Source organism: Sphingomonas pseudosanguinis, assembly GCF_052056765.1.
In the GTDB taxonomy this organism is placed as follows: Bacteria; Pseudomonadota; Alphaproteobacteria; order Sphingomonadales; family Sphingomonadaceae; genus Sphingomonas; species Sphingomonas pseudosanguinis.
In genome coordinates this window covers 769,184-786,406 of sequence record NZ_CP189888.1, presented here as the reverse complement: position 1 = coordinate 786,406, position 17,223 = coordinate 769,184, and the positions used below count along the sequence as shown (strand labels likewise).

15 protein-coding genes and 1 tRNA gene are annotated in these 17,223 nt (G+C 69.0%); 1 reads left to right on the top strand and 15 read right to left on the bottom strand.

Annotated features, from left to right (window positions below):
* Nucleotides 1-74: 74 nt before the first annotated feature.
* The 14 genes from ACQHGV_RS03565 to ACQHGV_RS03500 all read right to left on the bottom strand — a co-directional run bounded on the left by ACQHGV_RS03565 (nt 75) and on the right by ACQHGV_RS03500 (nt 13,257).
* Entirely contained in the window at nt 75-1,121 is a 1,047-nt protein-coding gene (locus ACQHGV_RS03565) for a Glu/Leu/Phe/Val dehydrogenase dimerization domain-containing protein (protein ID WP_440979449.1), read from the bottom strand.
* Nucleotides 1,122-1,254: 133 nt separating this feature from the next.
* Nucleotides 1,255-1,331: transfer RNA gene (locus ACQHGV_RS03560), tRNA-His, on the bottom strand.
* Nucleotides 1,332-1,395: 64 nt separating this feature from the next.
* A complete protein-coding gene (locus ACQHGV_RS03555; RefSeq protein ID WP_440979448.1) occupies nt 1,396-2,118 on the bottom strand; it encodes a type II secretion system protein N in 723 nt (240 codons plus the stop codon).
* The gene (gene gspM, locus ACQHGV_RS03550; RefSeq protein WP_183951149.1) at nt 2,118-2,591 is read right to left on the bottom strand and encodes a type II secretion system protein GspM; all 474 of its coding nucleotides are present in this window, start codon (nt 2,589-2,591) and stop codon (nt 2,118-2,120) included. The genes ACQHGV_RS03555 and gspM overlap by 1 nt, the downstream gene beginning before the upstream one ends.
* Nucleotides 2,588-3,670, bottom strand: coding sequence for a type II secretion system protein GspL (gspL, locus tag ACQHGV_RS03545; RefSeq protein ID WP_440979447.1), 1,083 nt, complete (start codon nt 3,668-3,670; stop codon nt 2,588-2,590). Before gspL ends, gspM begins: the two co-directional genes overlap by 4 nt.
* The gene (gene gspK / locus ACQHGV_RS03540; protein ID WP_440979446.1) at nt 3,670-4,659 is read right to left on the bottom strand and encodes a type II secretion system minor pseudopilin GspK; all 990 of its coding nucleotides are present in this window, start codon (nt 4,657-4,659) and stop codon (nt 3,670-3,672) included. The genes gspL and gspK overlap by 1 nt, the downstream gene beginning before the upstream one ends.
* On the bottom strand, nt 4,652-5,341 hold the full coding sequence (gene gspJ / locus ACQHGV_RS03535) for a type II secretion system minor pseudopilin GspJ (protein ID WP_440979445.1): 690 nt from the start codon (nt 5,339-5,341) through the stop codon (nt 4,652-4,654). The genes gspK and gspJ overlap by 8 nt, the downstream gene beginning before the upstream one ends.
* A gap of 71 nt (nt 5,342-5,412) precedes the next feature.
* Nucleotides 5,413-5,868: a type II secretion system minor pseudopilin GspI gene (gspI, locus tag ACQHGV_RS03530; RefSeq protein ID WP_440980124.1), complete on the bottom strand. Its 456-nt coding sequence runs from the start codon at nt 5,866-5,868 to the stop codon at nt 5,413-5,415.
* 73 nt (nt 5,869-5,941) lie between these two features.
* Entirely contained in the window at nt 5,942-6,409 is a 468-nt protein-coding gene (locus tag ACQHGV_RS03525) for a GspH/FimT family pseudopilin (protein ID WP_440980123.1), read from the bottom strand.
* 119 nt (nt 6,410-6,528) lie between these two features.
* Nucleotides 6,529-6,984 (bottom strand): type II secretion system major pseudopilin GspG, encoded by a 456-nt coding sequence (gene gspG / locus ACQHGV_RS03520; protein ID WP_183951155.1) that lies wholly within the window; start codon nt 6,982-6,984, stop codon nt 6,529-6,531.
* A 12-nt stretch (nt 6,985-6,996) separates the two neighbouring features.
* The gene (gene gspF / locus ACQHGV_RS03515; protein ID WP_312489632.1) at nt 6,997-8,220 is read right to left on the bottom strand and encodes a type II secretion system inner membrane protein GspF; all 1,224 of its coding nucleotides are present in this window, start codon (nt 8,218-8,220) and stop codon (nt 6,997-6,999) included.
* 387 nt (nt 8,221-8,607) lie between these two features.
* Complete coding sequence (gene gspE, locus ACQHGV_RS03510; protein WP_440979444.1) at nt 8,608-10,185, bottom strand: type II secretion system ATPase GspE; 1,578 nt, start codon at nt 10,183-10,185, stop codon at nt 8,608-8,610.
* Nucleotides 10,186-10,204: 19 nt separating this feature from the next.
* A complete protein-coding gene (gene gspD, locus ACQHGV_RS03505; RefSeq protein WP_440979443.1) occupies nt 10,205-12,427 on the bottom strand; it encodes a type II secretion system secretin GspD in 2,223 nt (740 codons plus the stop codon).
* On the bottom strand, nt 12,424-13,257 hold the full coding sequence (locus ACQHGV_RS03500) for a type II secretion system protein N (protein ID WP_409791819.1): 834 nt from the start codon (nt 13,255-13,257) through the stop codon (nt 12,424-12,426). The genes gspD and ACQHGV_RS03500 overlap by 4 nt, the downstream gene beginning before the upstream one ends.
* A gap of 105 nt (nt 13,258-13,362) precedes the next feature.
* On the opposite strand from ACQHGV_RS03500, the gene ACQHGV_RS03495 reads away from it, so the two are divergent.
* Nucleotides 13,363-14,034, top strand: coding sequence for a prolyl hydroxylase family protein (locus ACQHGV_RS03495; protein WP_440979442.1), 672 nt, complete (start codon nt 13,363-13,365; stop codon nt 14,032-14,034).
* A gap of 280 nt (nt 14,035-14,314) precedes the next feature.
* Here the strand turns inward: ACQHGV_RS03495 and ACQHGV_RS03490 are convergent, their stop codons facing one another.
* On the bottom strand, nt 14,315-17,155 hold the full coding sequence (locus ACQHGV_RS03490) for a TonB-dependent receptor domain-containing protein (protein ID WP_440979441.1): 2,841 nt from the start codon (nt 17,153-17,155) through the stop codon (nt 14,315-14,317).
* Nucleotides 17,156-17,223: the final 68 nt, after the last annotated feature.

Here is a 17,223-nt window from a genome sequence, read left to right as displayed (position 1 = left end):
CCTGTCGCCCGTGGCCTTGCCCTCCCCCATCCCCTCCCGCCTGCGGGAGGGGCGTGAGACTCAGCAGGCGTGGGTCAGCGACCGATCAGGCCTTGCGCGATTTCGTCCGCCACATCCGACGCCGGATGGCCGGTTTCGGCCGAGCGCTGCCACACCTGTTCCAGACGCTCCGGGATCTTCGCGATGCGCGCCATGACCTCGGCCTCGTCGCCTTGGCCCAGATATTCCAGACCAACATTGATGATACCGCCCGCATTAATGACGTAATCGGGGGCATAGAGGATGCCCGCTTCCGCCACGCGCGCGCCGTCTTCACGGGTCGCCAGCTGGTTGTTGGCACCGCCCGCGACCACCTTGGCCTTCAGTCTCTGGATCGAGTCGGCGTTCAGCACCGCGCCCAGCGCGTTGGGGCTGACCAGATCGACATCCGCGAACAGGATCTCGTCGGCCGAAGCGACGCTCGCGCCCAGCTCCGACGCCATCTGCTCGGCCCGCGCCTGATTTACGTCCGCGATGGTCAGGACCGCACCATCCTTGGCCAGCAGCTTGGCGAGACCACCGCCGACCGAGCCGACGCCCTGGATCGCGACGCGCACGCCCTTCATGTCGGTCGCACCCAGACCGCGGCTAGCGGCGGCCTTCACGCCCAGATAGACGCCGTGCGCGGTATAGGGGCCGGGATCGCCGCCCGCAGCGCCGCTCGCCACCGGCAGGCCCGAAACATAGCGCGTCTGGGTCGCGATGACCTTCATCCGCTCCTCGGACATGCCGACATCCTCGGCGGTCACGTAGCGCCCGCCGAGCGATTCGACCGCGCGACCGAAGGCTTCGAGCTGGGCGGTGGTGATGACGTCGCCGGGCTTGGCCGCCAGGACCACGCCCTTGCCGCCGCCCAGCGCCAGACCCGCCATCGCGTTCTTGTAGCTCATGCCGCGCGACAGGCGCAGCGCGTCGGTGATCGCCAGCGCGGGCGTGCCATAGTTCCAGAAGCGCGCCCCGCCCGCCGCCGGGCCGAGATGCGTCGAGTGCACGGCGATGACCGCCTGCAGACCCGATGCGGGATCGGTGAACAGATGCACGCCTTCATGCGCGTCGAAATCGGGAAAGCCCCAGTTCGTCATGCTCGTCCTTCGGTCCGACAAATGCGGAACCGGACCGAGTCTTCCGACCCGGCCACCCAGATCGGTGAGGATGTTGGGGGGACACGGCTCTGAAGGGGGCCGGTGCCGTGGCCAGCGCACTGGCCTGAAAGAATGGGGCGACCGACGGGACTTGAACCCGCAACTTCCGGCATCACAAGCCGGCGCTCTAACCAATTGAACTACGGTCGCCGCGAAGGCTTGCGCCCCTAAACGGGATCACCCGGCTTCGTCAAGCGCTCAAAAAGCGCCCGCGTCAAAATCTCCCCTGCGCCGACAGGCGATAGCCGCCGCCCGACCCCGCGACGAAGCCCAGCTGCTCCAGCTTGGCCGCCGCCGCCGGATCGCCAGGCGTCAGGACGAGGTCTGCGGTATAGCGGCCATCGGGGCGGATGCGCAGGTTCACCGCCTCGGTCCCGCCCTGCCCCGTCATCGGCAGCAGCAGCGCGCCGGCCTCGCACCGGGCATTGCCCATCATCGTCGGCGGCAAAGGCAGCCCGCCCGCCTCGCCGGTCACGGTCGCGCGCACGCGCCCGCCCGCTTCCTCGCACACGCCGTCGCGGAAACGGACGGTGACGTCCTCCAGCGACAGCATCGTCACCGGCAATGGCGCGAACAGCGCGGCGGCGGGCAGGTTGGCGGTGACGCCGTCGATGCCCATCGCATGGCGGCTGATCGTCGCGGCGCCCATGATCGGGCGACCATCGGCGCCGGCGCCCTCGAACGCCAGCCGCGCCCGGCCGACGAGCAGGGCGAGCGGTGACAGCGACACACGCAGATCGCCGAGCGCGACCTCACCGAACCGCGCCTCCAGCATGCTGCCGCCCCAGATGGTGCCACCGACCCGCCTTGCGCTCAGCCCCTGAGCGGCCAGCCCGGTCGCGCCTAGCGCCAGGCGCATCGGCAGGAAGACGATCAGCGCCACGACCAGCATCGCGGCGAACAGCACCGATGGCCGCGTGGTCATCCGCAACCGCATCAGGACACCCGTGTCCGCAGGAGGAGTGCGACGCCGACCGTGCGGTCGCCATTGTCGGTCAATGTCGCCTGTTCGACCAGCACGCCGCCCCGCTCCAGCCGGGCGAGCCACGGCGTCAGCGCGGCGGGGCGCGCCGACCCGATCTGCGCGCGGACCCGGCCGGGGCCGTCCTCGGTCAGGCTGGTCAGCGTGAAGCCCGCCTGCTCGGCCGATACGCGCACCGTGTCGGCCAGCGTGCCGGACAGCGCGGCAGGACGGCGGCGGCGTTGCGAGAGTTCGGCGGCGATGGCTTGCGCCTCGCCCAGCCGGATCACCGCATCGGCATGGCGTTCGCGCGCGCTCGACAGGCCATCGCTCATCGGGCGCAGGATGCCGCCCCAGATGATCGTCACGATCAGCAGCGCGCCCATGACCAGCAACAGCCGTTTCTCGCGCAGCGAACGCCCGTCGAACCAGAGTTTCAGCGCCTTCATCGCCCACGCACCGTGAATTCTCCCGTGATCCGGCCGTTTGCCGCGACGAAGGTGCTGGGCTGGACGGTGAAGCCCTGCGCCTCGATCGCGCGCTTCAGATCGGTCGCCAGCGCCTCGCGGTCGACCGCCACGCCCAGCCGGACGTCCCCGCTCGGCTGGAAGTCCAGCGCGGTCAGCTCGGTGCCGGGCACGCCGCGCACCGCCGCGAAGATCGCCGCCGCCGTCCGGCTGAACCCCTGGCCCGGCCCGCGCACCGCCGACAACCGCTCGGTCAACTGCCGGTCGGCATCGACCAGGGTCTCGCCGCGCGGCAGCGCGGTGCGCGCGACCTGCTCGATCTTCGCCTCGGTCGCATCGGCGGCGAAGCTGTATTTGGTCCACTTCACCAGATCGATCGCCAGCGTGACGACGATGATCGTCAGACCCAGCCACGCCAGCCGCCTGACCAGCCGCCAGTCGATCGTAAAGCCGCGCCGCCGCGCGAACGGCCCCTGCCGCAGGTCGAGCGCGGGGGCTGCGGCGACCGCCCCCAACGCCGCCTCGACACCGTCGGCGTCCAGATCGGCGAGCGGCGCCTCACCGGTGACGATCTCGGTAAAGCCCGGCTCGTCGGCAAAGCCCGACGAACGCCCGCGCACCACGCCCTGCCCGGCCAGATCGCCCCGGACATAGCCCTCATCCGGGCGCGGCAGCAGCAACGGCGCAGGCACGACCGCGACCGGGTCCACCCCCGCCGCGCCCAGCCGCGCCAGCCAGCCCGCCATCGCGCCGCGATTGACGATCCCGATCGGGCGGCCGCCATCCTCGTCCTCGCCGACCGCGACATGGAGTTCGTCCATTGGCGCGGCACTGACCTCGGCCGCCAGCAGCCGTGCGGCGGCGGCGGCCTGCGCGGTCGAGCGCGCCGGGATGTCGGCCCAGTGCAGCGACACCGCATCGGCGGGCGCGACCGCGATCACCTCGCCGTCACCCTGGGGCAGGCCCTCACCGCTGGCGGCGATGCGTTCGTCCTCGATCCGCATCCAGCGATAGTCGCCGCCCTCGCCCGGCGGCAGGAACAGGAGGTTGGTCGCACTCATCACTCTTCCCCCCAAATCCGCGCCACCAGCTGCGGCATTCCCTGTCGCGCATCGACCAGCGCGCGTTCGTCGACCCGGACGCTGCCCAGCGTCACCGTGATGCGCAGATTGAACCAGCCGGTGGTCGTCGCCACACCGCCGCCCCCGCTCGCCCCCGGCATCTGCGCCCAGAACGCGCCCGCGTCCGCATAGCCTTGCGGTGGACGGCGCAAAAGGGCCTGCGCGATGGCACCCGGCGAAATCGTATCGACCTGCGCCATCGCGACCAGCGGTGCCTGCTCGGGGGCCAGCGTGTTGATGTTGACCATGGTCGGCGTCGCCTGGGGCAACGTACAGATCCAGGGGCGCAGCTGGGCATACAGCTCGGGCGTCACGCCGTTGACCATGCGGAACTCGCTGACATCCGCCATCATCGCGCCGCCGGTGCGATAGGGCGGATCGCGAGTAAGATAGAGCGCATCCTCCGCGCCGCCGCCCTGCGGGTTCTGATCGCTGTCGATCCAGTCGGAGGTGGCGGTGGCGACCTGCTCGGCGACCTGACCGGGGATACCCAGCAACCGCATCAGCTTGGCGAAATGCGCGACCTCGACTGCGTTGCCGATCAGTACGCCGGGCTGGCCGGGCAGCGCGCTCGCCAGGCCGTTCAGGTTGAAGCAGTTGCCGCCGTCGGTCACCCGCGCCACCGCCGAGCCGCCCCCCGCCATCCCGCCGAGCGGCAGGGCGAAGGGCCGGTCGCTCCATCCGCCCAGCAGCGACACGCGGCCCTGCGCCTGTTGCAGCAGATCGCCGATACGGATCATCGCCAGCGCCTCGGCCGCATAGGCGTATCCGCGCGCCTGCTCGATCGCCACCGCATTGCCGCCCAGCCGGGTCGCCAGCCGCAGCTTTTCCAGCGCGGTCGCGGCCAGCACCGCGATGACCGCGACCAGGATGAGGACGGTCAGCAGCGCGGCGCCCCGCTCGCCGGACTTGGGGTGATGGTCAGCCACCGGGGGTCGCGGTCGGGGTCGGAGTGGGTGTCGGCGTGGCACCCGGCCCGCCGACCGCGCTGGCGGCGGTGCGATAGCCGGTGCCGACCAGAAACAGCTGGCGGAAGATCTGGCCGTCGTCGCGCACGATCGTCACCTCGGCCGCCTGGGGCAGGGCGACGCCCGGTTCGCCCTGCCATTGCTCCAGCCAGGCCCCCTGGAAACGGTAGCGCAGATGCAGCTCGCGGACATGATCCATCAATGCGGCCGGCTCCATCGGCGCGGCCCCGTCGAGCAGCGGCCACGCCGCCCGCTCCAGCACGTCGCCGTTGAGGCGATAGGCGACCTTCTGCAACGACGGCCGCTGGGCATCGTCGAGATTGCTCCAGCCCGCCCGGACCAGCCGCATCGCATCGGGTCCGGCGACCATCGCGGGCGTCTGCACCCCGCCCTCGTCGCGCGTCGGCCGGTCGACCGCCTGCGCCAGATCGGCCGACAGGATCGCGGTCGTCCGACTGACGGCGGCCATCGAATCCAGCCGCTCCCCGGTCACCCCCTGCGCCCGCACGCTGAGCGACAGGATCGCCACCGCGGCGGCGGCCAGCATCGAAAAGATGAGCAGCGCCACCATGACTTCGACCAGGGTGAAGCCCGCCTGCCCCGTACCCCCGCGCGGGCGGGAACCCAGTTCTTTCTCAACCATTGCTGCCGCAGCCGGCGTCAAGGATACTGGGCCCCCGCCCGCGCGGGGGCACCCAAAGGCGGGCAGGCCGATCACGACGCCGCCACCCCGATCGCCGCCGCCGCCATGGGCGGACGCACCATCGTCATCCGCCCGACGATGCTGCCCCCGGCATTGGCGACCGCGACGTCGATCCGCACGACGCGGACATCGCCCGTCCCGCTGACGATCCGCGTCCATTTCCAGCTTCGCCCACCATTCACCTCCGCCCCCGTCGTACGCCCGAGCGCGGGGGCTTGTGGATCGGTGACGGCGGCGATCGCGACGTTGCGCGCGACCATCTGCGCCACCAGCGTCTCGTCTAGGATCGAGGCGCCGCGAATCGTCGCGCTCTCCAGCCGGACCAGCGCCATCGCCGCCAGGCTGAACACCGCGAGCGCGACCATGATCTCGATAAGGGTAAAGCCCGCTTCTGTTCCTCCCCTGCAAGGGGAGGTGGCAGGCCGAAGGCCTGACGGAGGGGTGTAACGGCCAGCGAGGGGACGGATCGCGAGCGGCGATACCCCTCCGTCACGGCTGCGCCGCGCCACCTCCCCTTGCAGGGGAGGAATATGGGATGCCTCACCCATCGACGCGCACCGTACCGTCCGCCCCGATCCGCACGATGCTGCTCGCCCGCTCGCGGGTCAGGCGCAGCTCGACCGGGCGGTCGGCCAGCCCCGTCACGTCGAAGGTGATCCGCACCCGCCCGCTGGCGTCGGGAATTTGCGCCTGCGTTCCGTCCTCCCATTGCGCCACGCGCAACGGCTTGGCGGTCATCGGACTCCACGCGCCCTCCGCGCGCCGGTCGAAGCCATAGCCGCCGCGCGTCACCCAGATGCTGACCGGCGACGCCTCGACCACCGCCACGTCATGCGCGGCGCGGACGCGGGCGGCGAATTTCAACGCCTCGTCCGCCACCCGCCCGCGCCGATCGGGCAGCGACCAGACCGCGATGGCGGAGGCCAACCCGATGACGGTGATGACGATCATCAGTTCGACCAGGGTGAAACCGTTGGCCCTTGCACTTCGACTTCGCTCAGTGCGAATGGAGGTTCGGACCGGTGCCCCCGCTCCGTTCAGCCTGAGCGAAGTCGAAGGCCACGCCCGAACCTCCCCACGCAGGCCCGGCCCGCCGCCGTTCCCGGCATCCAGGCGGGCACGCAGGCTCACTTATCCCAGTTGCCAATATCCGCGTTGATCCCCTCGCCGCCTTCCTTGCCATCGGCGCCATAGGTCCAGACATCCGCCTCGCCATGCTGGCCGGGCGAAGCGTAGAGGTACGGACGGCCCCAAGGGTCGTCGGGCAGCTTCTTGAGATAGCCGCCCTTCTGGTAACGCGACGGATCGGCGAGGCCGGCGGGCATCGTCACCAGCGCCTGCAATCCTTGCGAGGTCGTCGGGAAGGTCAGGTTCTGGAGCTTGTACAGCTCCAGCCCGCCCTCGATCTGCGCGATGTCGGCCTTGGCCTTCTGCACGCGCGCAGTGTCGCCCGAGGGGAGCACGTTCAGCGCGACGATCGTCGCCAGGAGGCCGATGATGACGATCACGACCATCAGTTCGACCAGGGTAAAGCCGTTGGCGGGCCGCTTGCGGCGAATCGGACGGCGATTTTGGGTACGCATCAACATGTCCTCTTATTGACCGGCCAGCGTGTTGAGCTGGAGGATCGGCAGCAGGATGGATAGCACGATCGTCGCGACCACGCCGCCCATCACGACGATGATCGCGGGCTCCAGCAGCGAGAGCGCGGTGGCGGTGAAGCGGTCGAACTCGCGCTCCAGATAATCGGCGGCGCGCTCCAGCATCTCGTCCAGCCGCCCCGCCGCCTCGCCGCTGGCCGCCAGATAGGTGAGCAGCGGCGGAAACACCCCCGCCCGCCGCATCGCCGCCGACAGGCTCCCGCCGCCCCGGATCGAGTCGACGATGGCGTCGGACGCCACGCGCAACCGACGGTTGTGGATGGTCCCGGCGGTCAGCGTCAGTCCTTCGAGCAGCGGCAGCCGGCTGGCCACCATCGTGCCCAGCGTGCGCGCCATTCGCGCAGCGTGCAGGTCGCGCAGCAACCGCCCAAGCAGCGGCAGCTTGAGCAGCCAAGTGTCGAAGGACAGCCGGATCGCCGGCACCTTCAATGCCCGCCAGAAACCGACGCCGACGATCGCCGCCAGCCCCGCCATCAACCACCACCAGCCGACCAGCAGGTCCGACACGCCGATCACCATACGGGTCAGGAAGGGCAGTTCCTGCCCGACCGTGTCGAACTGCTCGACCACCTGCGGCACGACGAACATCATCAGCGCGGTGACGACGCCGAGCGCCACGACCGCCAGGATCGTCGGATAGGCGAGCGCGGTGATCAGCTTGCCGCGAATTTCCGCCTGCCGTTCGAGCAACGCCGCCAGCCGTTCGAGGATGGTCGGCAGCGTCCCTGAACTCTCCCCCGCCGCGACCATTGCGCGATAGAGCGGGGGAAAACTCTTGGGCTCGCGCGCCATCGCGTCTGCCAGGCGACGACCTTCGGTGACGCCCTGATGCACCGTCGCGACGATGGCGCGCACGCGCTCCTGTTCGGTCTGGCGGGTGATGGTGCGCAAGCTCTCTTCCAAGGGCGAGACGCGATTGAGCGTGGCGAGCTGGCGGGTGAACAGGGTCAGCTGCTTGACCGACATGCGCGCCCGGCCGAGCTTCAGCCCGAAGAGCGGACGCCGTTCGGCGGTGTCGCCGCTGCCCGGCTTGACCGAGACGACGTAGAGCCGCTGCTTCTCCAGCGCCGCGCGTGCGGCATCGCTGGTCTCGGCGGGGATGAAGCCGCGCTTCTCCGCACCCTTCGTATCGATCGCGACATAGTCGAACCCGGCCATGTCAGTGCACCTTCACAAAGGCCTGTTCCCCCGCGAAGGCGGGGGTCCAGTTGCTGCGAGGCGTGTCGGATCGCCATTTTATCTCACGCGGAGACGCGGAGACGCGGAGAAGGGCATTTTCGCGCAGGGGCGCAGAGGACGCAGAGATGTCGTCCTTGCCGCGCCAGCGGCCCTCCAGTTTCGGCTTGTTAAAAAGGCTGTGCGCTACCGCGCACGAGACACCTCTGCGTCCTCTGCGCCTCTGCGCGAACCTATTCTTTCTCCGCGTCTCCGCGTCTCCGCGTGAACCGATGACATGACGACCGGCAGCGTTCGCCCCGATACGGCCAAGGTACTGGGCCCCCGCCTTCGCGGGGGAACGGGAGGTGAGGAGCGTGCGCACCCCCCTCACCCCGCGTCGGAATCGCGGCGGGAGACGCGGATGGCTTCCTCCGCCGTCGTGACCCCGTCCAGCACCAGCGTCCGCGCCGCCGCCGCCAGCGGTTGCTGCCGGGCGAAGGCGTGCGCGGCGATCGCCTGTTCGTCGCCGCCTTCGTTGATCAGGCGCCGGATCGTGTCGTCGACGCGAACCGCCTCGTACACCCCGGTCCGCCCCTTATAGCCGCTGCCGTTGCAATGGGGACAGCCGACCGCCTCGTACACCGTCGCCATGTCATCGATGCCCAGCAGCGGCGCGACCGTTTCCTTCGCCTCGACCGGCCGCTTGCACGCCGGGCACAGCCGCCGCACCAGCCGCTGCGCGATGACGGCACGCAGCGTCGAGGCGAGCAGGAACGGCTCGACCTTCATGTCGCGCATCCGGGTGATCGCGCCCACCGCATCGTTGGTATGGACCGTCGACAGCACCAGGTGCCCGGTCAGCGAGGCCTGCACCGCGATCTCGGCCGTCTCGCGGTCGCGGATTTCGCCGACCATTACCACGTCCGGGTCCTGGCGCAGGATTGCGCGCAAACCCGCCGCGAAGGTCAGGCCGACCTTGGCGTTGACCTGGGTCTGCCCCACACCCTCGACCGCATATTCGACCGGGTCCTCGACGGTCAGGATGTTGCGGCTGCCATCGTTGAGCAGGCGCAGCGCGGCATAGAGGCTGGTCGTCTTGCCCGAGCCGGTCGGCCCGGTGACGAGGATGATGCCATTGGGTTCGCTGAGCGCCTCGCGCAGCAGCGCGTACATCGCCGGGTGCATGCCCAGCGCGTCGAGGTCGATGCCGGCATTCTCCTTGTCGAGGATACGCAGCACCACCCGCTCCCCCGCCCGGCTGGGCAAGGTCGAGACACGCACGTCGAGCAGCTTGCCACCCAGCGTCAGCGCCATGCGCCCGTCCTGCGGCACACGGCGCTCGGCGATGTCGAGACGGGCCATGACCTTGATACGACTGACCACGACGGGCGCGACATGCGGCGGCATGCGCAGCGTCTCGCGCAGCACGCCGTCGATGCGCATGCGGACGACGAGGCCGGTCTCGTAAGGCTCGATATGGATGTCCGACACGCCGTTACGCGCGGCGTCGGCGATGATGCCGTTGATGAGGCGGATGGCGGGCGCATCGTCGGCGGTGTCGAGCAGATCCTCGGCGGTCGGGATGCCGTCGGCCAGCATGTCGAGTTCGTCGCCCATACCGACCGCCGCGATCGCGGTCGCCTGTCCGTCCATCGCATAGGCGTCGGACAGGAGGCGGTCGAAGGCGGGGCCTTCCACGCGCGCGATGGCGAAGGGGCGACCGATATGACGGCGCAGCTCGATCAGCGCGCGCGGGTCGGCGCCTTCGCGAAGCGCCACGGTGAGCGGGTCGGTGCTTTGGACGACCGTGCCGAATTTGCGCGCGAAGCCGTAGGGGATGGTCAGCGGGGCGACCAGTTCCAGCGTTTCGTCGGGCGTGGGGAGCGGGAGAGCGGGTGGCCCTCCCCCATCCCCTCCCGCCTGCGGGAGGGGCGTGCCCAGTGGCAGAGGGACAGTGTCCCCCATGGGAAGGGGTTCGCTTGCGTCAGTCACGGCGCTTGATCGGCTCGACCGACTTGGCGACGGGGACGGCGATGCGCGGGTCCTCGATATTGCCGGGCATCGGCGCGTGCGGGATCGGCGGCGCGGCGTTCATGTAATCGCGGACCAGCTCGTCGATCGACGGCTCGACGCCGGGCTGGGCATAGCCCTGCAACTGGCGGAGATAGCCGTAACGCTGTTCGGTGACGCGGCGGCTGTCCTCGGGGGTGCGCAGGATGGTCGGGCGGATGAAGACCATCAGGTTCGTCTTGGACCGGCTGCGCGCCTTGGAGCGGAACAACGCACCGAGGCCGGGGATGTCGCCGAGCAGCGGGATCTTCTCGATCGTGCGCCGCTCATTGTCGTCGAGCAGACCGCCGATGACCGTGATCTGGCCGTCGTCCGGCGTGAAGACATTCTCGAACGCGCGCTTGTTGAGGATCAGTTCGCTGTTATTGCTCGACACCGGCCCCGCGATCGAGCTGACTTCGAGGCGGACATAGAGTTTCAGCGAGCCACCCGCATTGACCTGCGGCTTCACGTCCAGCTGGATGCCGACATTCTGGCGCTGCACGGTGCGGAAGGCATTGTCGAAATTGTTCGACAGCGCTTGGCCGGTCGTCACAGGAATTTCCTGACCCACCAGGCTGTGCGCCTGCTGATTGTCCAGCGTGATGATGTGCGGGACCTGGAGCAGGTTCGAGGTCGTGTCGCTCTTCACCGCATTGATGATCGCACCGAACACCGTGTCGCCGATCTGCCCGCCCCAGCCGGCAAAGCCGCCGGTCGTGCCCAGGATCGACTGCACCGCCGACTGGGTCAGCTGGTTGAACGAGGCGTTGGGGACGTTGGTCTCGGTGCGCGTGCCATCGGGGGCGACGACGACGGTGCGATTGCCGCCCAGCGTCTGCGCACCCACAGCACCTGCGATCTGCAGGATGTTGGGCGCGGTATTGCCATAGGTCGAGGCCGCGAACGCCCCGCCCGACAGGCTGCCGAGCAGGAACTGCGCGCCCAGCCGCCGCGCGGTCTGGTCGGACACCTCGGCGACGATCGCCTCGATCAGCACCTGTTCGCGGCGCACGTCGAGCTGGCGGATGACCTCGCCGATCTGACGCTGGATGTCGGCGGGCCCCGCCACGACGATGGCATTGGCGCCGGTGAAGCGGGTGACGACCGCCGCTGTCCGCCCACCTTGCGTGCTGATCGCGGGCTGCTGGCCATTCTGCCCGCCGGCCCCGGGGGCGCTCTGCGCCTGGGGCTGGGCGACCGGCTGGATACGCTGCGCGATCGAGGTGCCCGCGGCCGAGCCGGCCTGGCTGTTGGTCTGGGTGAAGCTGCCGCGCGACAGGGTGGTTTCCTGCACCGGATCGGGCTGTTGCCCGACGAGTTGCTGGAGCACGGGCAGAAGCTGCTCGGCATCGGCATTTTGCAGGAAGACGACGCGGATTTCAGTGCCGCTCTTGGCTTTGTTGTCCAGGTCGATCGCGATCTGGGCGAAGCGCGCGACGCTCGACGGATCGCCGCGCAGCGCGATCGAGTTAGAGCTGTCGATCGCCACGACCGACACGCCGGTCGACCCCTGCGGCCCACCGCCGCCCTGGCCCCCGCCGCCGCCACCCGCCAGCGTCTGGAGCGCGGTCGCAATCTCACGCGCGCCGGCATTGCGCAGCGCGATGACGCGGGTCGAGGCATTGTCGGCATCGATCCGGCGGACGACCTCGCGGATGCGGCGGATATTGTCGGCGAAATCGACCACGACCAGGCTGTTGCCGCCGCGATTGGCGGTCACCGATCCTTGCGCGCTGACCAGCGGGCGCACCGTCTCCAGCGCGCTCGTCGCATCGATCGCGCGCAGGCGGATGATCTCGGTGACGTAGGAATTGCGGTTCGCGCCCGCAGACCCGATGCGGCTGGGCTGCGACGCGGCATTGTCGATTGGCTGCACGCGGAACGCGCCACCCGAGGTCGGCACCGCGACCAAGCCGTTGGAGCGCAGCGTCGACAGGAAGATCTCGAAATATTCGGAGCGCGACAGCGGCCGGTCGGTGACCACCGTCACCTTGCCGTTGACCCGGCTGTCGATGATGAAGGTCCGCCCCGTCACCTTGGCGGCATCGGCGATGAAGGCGCGGATGTCGGCGTCACGGACGTTGAGCGTGGTCTGCGCCTGCGCGCCCACCGCGAGCGCCAGCGCCAGAACCGAACCGAGAACGAGCTTTTTCATGGCTTGGATGCTGCAATCTGAAGGGACAGCGGCAGCGTCTGATCGCCCCGCTCGACCGTGATGGAAAGAGAGCCGCCCTGTGCGAAGTCGCTCGCCAGACGGTCGATGTCACCGGGGCCGGTCACCGGACGCCCGGCCAGCGCGGTGACGACATCGCCCTCGCGCAGGCCCGCCGACCGGAACGCCGCGCCCGAGCCGATCGGGCGGACGACGAGGCCGGAGACACGCCCGCCCTCCAGGCGCGGGATGAAGCCGATGTCCTGCCGCACCTGCCCCAGCGCGACGCCCTGCCCGCTTGGCGCCGGAGCGGTGGCGACGGGCGTCATGCCCGGTGCGGTGCCGGCGGCGGGGGGCGCGTCGGACTGGTCGAGATACAGGTCCTCGGTCGCGCCGCCGCGATCGATGGTGATATGGTCGAACGCCACCGCCTTCAGCGTGACGCCGGGCTGCACCTCCTCGCCGACCGAGACCGAGCGCTGGACGCCGTCCGGCCCCGCCACGATCGCCGAGCCGCGCCCCGACGCCTCGTCGATGCGCGTGCCGAACAGGGTCAGCTGAAGATTGGTGACGGCGGCCGGCGCGGCCTGCTGCCCCTGCAACCGGAAGAAGGGGTCGAAGCCGTCGAGGATCGCGGCGGTCGATCCGGCGATGACCGGCGCCGCCGGACGCCAGTCACCCAGCGGCGAGACCGGGGTCGCCAGCACCCATAGCAGCCGCGCGCCCTGAACGGCGAGGACCGCCATCAGCGCCAGCTCGGCCACCGAATAGACATTCACGACGGGCAGACGCCGCAACAACCGGCGCCCGCGCGCGTCGAGCCTCAACCGCATGAAACCAGACCCCATCCGCTTTATTCGCACTAGGCATGGCATGTTACATGTTTGCGTCAAAGCCCCGAAACATGTTCGTCATATTGGTTTCACATGAGAGATGCGATGAACGCCCTGTCCGAAGCATGGCCCGATCTGGGCAATGGCCTTGATTCCACACCGATTGTCGCGCGACTGACGGCGACGCCGGGCGTCCAGCGGCTGCCCAGCCCGAAGCTGACCCTGTTCGTCAAACGCGACGTCCTGCCGCCCGAACTCTGCGCCGAGCTGATCACCCGAATCGATGCGGTGCGCCGCCCCTCGACCATCGCCGACCCCAATGGCGACAGCGCGTTCCGGACCAGCGAGACGGGCGACCTGCCCGCCGACGATCCGGCGGTGATCGACACCGAACGCCATATCGCGATGCTGACCGGGCTGTCGGCCGCGCATGGCGAGCCGATCCAGGGACAGCGTTACGCGGTGGGTCAAGAGTTCAAGCCGCACACCGATTATTTCGACCTGAACGGCGCCGACTATCACCGCTATTGCGGGTTGTCGGGCAATCGCACCTGGACGGTCATGCTCTACCTGAACACGCCCGAGGCCGGCGGCGCGACCCGGTTCAAGGCGGTCGACAAGATGATCCAGCCCGAACCCGGCAAGATGGTCGCCTGGAGCAACCGCCGCGCGGACGGCTCGCTCAACCCCGCGACGCTGCACCAGGCGATGAAGGTGCGGGCGGGGGTGAAATATGTGATCACCAAATGGTATCGGGAATTGCCCTGGCGGGGGTGAGTGCCCGCTGGCACGGCTTTCCGCCTCCGTTCTCACTGAGCGCGGTCGAGGCGCACGTCCCGGTGCGGGTGGCTTGGTGGATTGTGTCCCGTGGCCTTCGACTACGCTCAGGCTGAACGGGGGGTGCCGGACAGCCCCACTCCCAACCCCGTTCGCACGGATTCCCACCTCCGTTCGCACCGAGCGAAGTCGAAGTGCACGCCCCCACCCCGCCCAAAACCAAAGGGCCGCCGCCCGGATCACTCCGGACGACGGCCCCTGGCCCACGAACCCTCCGCGATCAGAAGGTCGTGCTGATCCCCAGTGAGAAAACGCGGCCCAGATTATACCGGTTCAGATACACGAACCGGCCATTCCCGAAGTCCTGCCGCTCGTTATAGCGCGTCCGAGTCAGGTTGCGCGCCTCCGCCTTCAGCTCGAACTTGCCGCCGGCCAGCTCGAAGCCCTGACGCGCGACGAGGTCGAGGCGGATGCCGGGCACCTCGATGATGTCCGGCTGGAACCCGTCGCCCGACAGATAGGACGGACCGCGATTGGTCACGCGGTTGCTGGCATAGTTGAACAGCAGCGTGACCTGCGACAGCGCGGCGGTGTCCTCGACGCCCAGCTGCAGGTTGACCAGATGGTCCGACTGGCCGGTCAGCGACGCGCCGTCGCGGAACAGCAGCCGCGCCTGGCCGAAGCCCGAGGCGCACCCGTTCAGGCCGGGCGACCCGGCGGCCACCGCCGGATTGGGCACGCAGGTCGAGTCGGCGTTAATCTTCGACTTGGTGTAGGTATAGTTGGCGATCGCGACCAGGCGGCGGGTCGCGAAGAAGTCGCCGCCCAGGCCCGAAAGCGGCACATATTTCTGCAACTCGACCTCCGCACCATAGAGGATCGCCGAGGGCAGATAGGTGAAGCCCGTCTGCAACCGGTCGTCCGCGCCGGTGTAGAAGCCGACCTGTTCGATCGGGTTCTTGATCCGCTTGTAGAAGCCGGCCAGCGTAAAGCGCTGATCGCGCGCATAGAACCATTCGTAGCGCGCCTCGAGATTCCACAGCTCGCTGTCGCGCAGGTTCGGGTTACCGAAGAACAAGCGGTCCGAGTCGGGATCGCGGAACTGCTGCGGTGCGAGTTCGCGGAACTGCGGCCGCGAGATCGTCTTGGCGCCGCTCGCGCGCAGCTGCATGTCGGCCGCGAAGTTCCAGGTCAGCGTCCCCGCCGGCAGGAAATAGGCGTTCTTCAGGCGGGTCGTGGTGCCAAGCACCGGCGTCACCGTCTCGACCGCGTTTTCATAACGGATACCCGCCACCGCGCGCAGGCCATCGGTGACCTCCGCCTCGGCCTGGGCATAGCCGGCATGCACGTCCAGCTTGGCGTCATAGGCATAGGCGCCGGCCTGGGTCGAGAATTGCAGCTGCAGCGTGCACTTCGGGTCGGCGCGCAGCGGGCAGGCGTTGTTGATCACGTCCGGGCTGAGCAGATAGTCCGGGCGGTACAGATTATACGGGAAGCCCGGCGCGGTACCCGCACCGTCGCTGGTCTGGTAGTTCAGCTGGATACGGCTCGAATAGCGGTCCGTGCCCTGGTAGAAATAACCGGTGCTCAGCGTGATCGGACGGTCGCTGTCGAGCTTGTAGGAAAGGTCGGCCTGACCGGTCCACAGATTCTCGTTCAGTTCCGAGAAGATGATCGAGGCGAACGGCGTGAAGCGCTGCGTCACCTGGAAGGCGCCGTTGCACTGGAAGCCGCCCGCGCCATTGGCGCCGTCATAGCTGATCGGCAGGCCCGTGGTCGTCCGGTTCGAGCAGAGATAGTCAAACTGCCGCTCATAGGGCGCGTTGCGCTTGGAGTTGGCGAAGGCGCCGCGCGCGTCGAACTTCAAGGCGTCGGTCAGCTTGAACTCGCCGACCAGCTGGCTCTCGATCAACTGGCGCTCGAACCAGTTGGTGTTCTGCTGGAAGCGCAGGCCGCTGGGATTGTTGTAGAGTTCGGCCGCCGATCCGCGACCCTGCTTCAGCGTGTCGTGGATATAGACGTTGGTCCAGCGGATCGTGTTGTTGCCGAACTCATAGCCCAGGCCGACCAGCGCGTTGGCGACGATGCGGTTGTCGGTCAGCAGCGTGCGGAAATCGTTGCGCAGCGTGCCGTCGGGCGACACCGAATCCTGCTGGATCGCCGAGCGGGTGCGGAAGGTGTTGGACAGGCTGAGCGACGAGATCACGCCCAGACGGTCGCTGCCGATGTCGAACACCGAACCACCCGACAGCTCGCCCGACCAGTTGGCCGGCAGCTGGTTGTTGCGCTGGAGCAGCGTGGTCGAAGCGTTGGAGAGCTGCGCGACCTGCGCCGCCGGGATCAGGCCCGAGCCACGCCCGGCCTGAATGTCGCGTACGAACTGCGGCACGGCGCGCGTGCCGTCGTCGAAGCCCAGCCAATCGGCGTCGCCGCCGCGATAAGTATAGCCCAGCTCGCTGGTCGTGGCATCGTCGGCCGCCAGCGTGACGCCGCCCGAGATGAAGTTCTTGGCCGGGATCGCCTTGGTCGTCAGGTTGATGACGCCGCCGCCGAACTCGCCCGGATAATTGACCGAATAGGTCTTCTGGACCAGCGCCGAGCCGACAATGGTGGTCGGGAAGATGTCGAGCGGGACCGAGCGGCGTAACGGCTCGGGGCTGGGCAGCGGCGAGCCGTTGAGCAGCGACGAGGAATAGCGGTCGCCCAGACCCCGGACATAGACGAAGCCGCCGCCGACGACCGACAGGCCGGTGACGCGGGTCAGCGCGCCGGCGATGTCGCCCTCGCCCGTGCGCGCGATGTCGGCGGCCGACAGGACCGAGACGATCTGCGGCGTGGCGCGGATGGTGTTGGGGATGTTGCGGCCGACCACGACGATCTCGCCGCTGGCCGAGGCATCGACGCCGGGGGCCGAGATTTCGACCGGCTCTTCCGCCGCCTGGCCGTCCTGGCCGGTCGGGGTCTGGCTCTGCGGGGTCGCCGGCCCGTCGGGGCTGGTGGCGGTGGTGCTGGTCTGCGCGGGCGCAGGGGTGGCGCCACCCGCCGTCTGCGCGAGCAGCGCCGGCGCGACGAGTTGCGAGGTCAGGAGCAGGAGGGAGGCATAAGCGAGGCGTCGCTGCATGGCCGGGTCATCCAATCAGATTTTCATGGGGGAAAGCCGGGGCGGCGATGATCCGCCACCCCGGCTTG

Coding starts and splice junctions, on each gene's coding strand:
- ACQHGV_RS03490 (WP_440979441.1), bottom strand. CDS start 17,155: ATGCAGCGACGCCTCGCTTATGCCTCCCTCCTGCTCCTGACCTCGCAA.
- ACQHGV_RS03500 (WP_409791819.1), bottom strand. CDS start 13,257: ATGCGGTTGAGGCTCGACGCGCGCGGGCGCCGGTTGTTGCGGCGTCTG.
- gspD (WP_440979443.1), bottom strand. CDS start 12,427: ATGAAAAAGCTCGTTCTCGGTTCGGTTCTGGCGCTGGCGCTCGCGGTG.
- ACQHGV_RS03555 (WP_440979448.1), bottom strand. CDS start 2,118: ATGCGGTTGCGGATGACCACGCGGCCATCGGTGCTGTTCGCCGCGATG.
- gspJ (WP_440979445.1), bottom strand. CDS start 5,341: ATGGTTGAGAAAGAACTGGGTTCCCGCCCGCGCGGGGGTACGGGGCAG.
- ACQHGV_RS03565 (WP_440979449.1), bottom strand. CDS start 1,121: ATGACGAACTGGGGCTTTCCCGATTTCGACGCGCATGAAGGCGTGCAT.
- gspG (WP_183951155.1), bottom strand. CDS start 6,984: ATGCGTACCCAAAATCGCCGTCCGATTCGCCGCAAGCGGCCCGCCAAC.
- gspL (WP_440979447.1), bottom strand. CDS start 3,670: ATGAGTGCGACCAACCTCCTGTTCCTGCCGCCGGGCGAGGGCGGCGAC.
- ACQHGV_RS03495 (WP_440979442.1), top strand. CDS start 13,363: ATGAACGCCCTGTCCGAAGCATGGCCCGATCTGGGCAATGGCCTTGAT.
- gspF (WP_312489632.1), bottom strand. CDS start 8,220: ATGGCCGGGTTCGACTATGTCGCGATCGATACGAAGGGTGCGGAGAAG.
- gspE (WP_440979444.1), bottom strand. CDS start 10,185: ATGGGGGACACTGTCCCTCTGCCACTGGGCACGCCCCTCCCGCAGGCG.
- gspM (WP_183951149.1), bottom strand. CDS start 2,591: ATGAAGGCGCTGAAACTCTGGTTCGACGGGCGTTCGCTGCGCGAGAAA.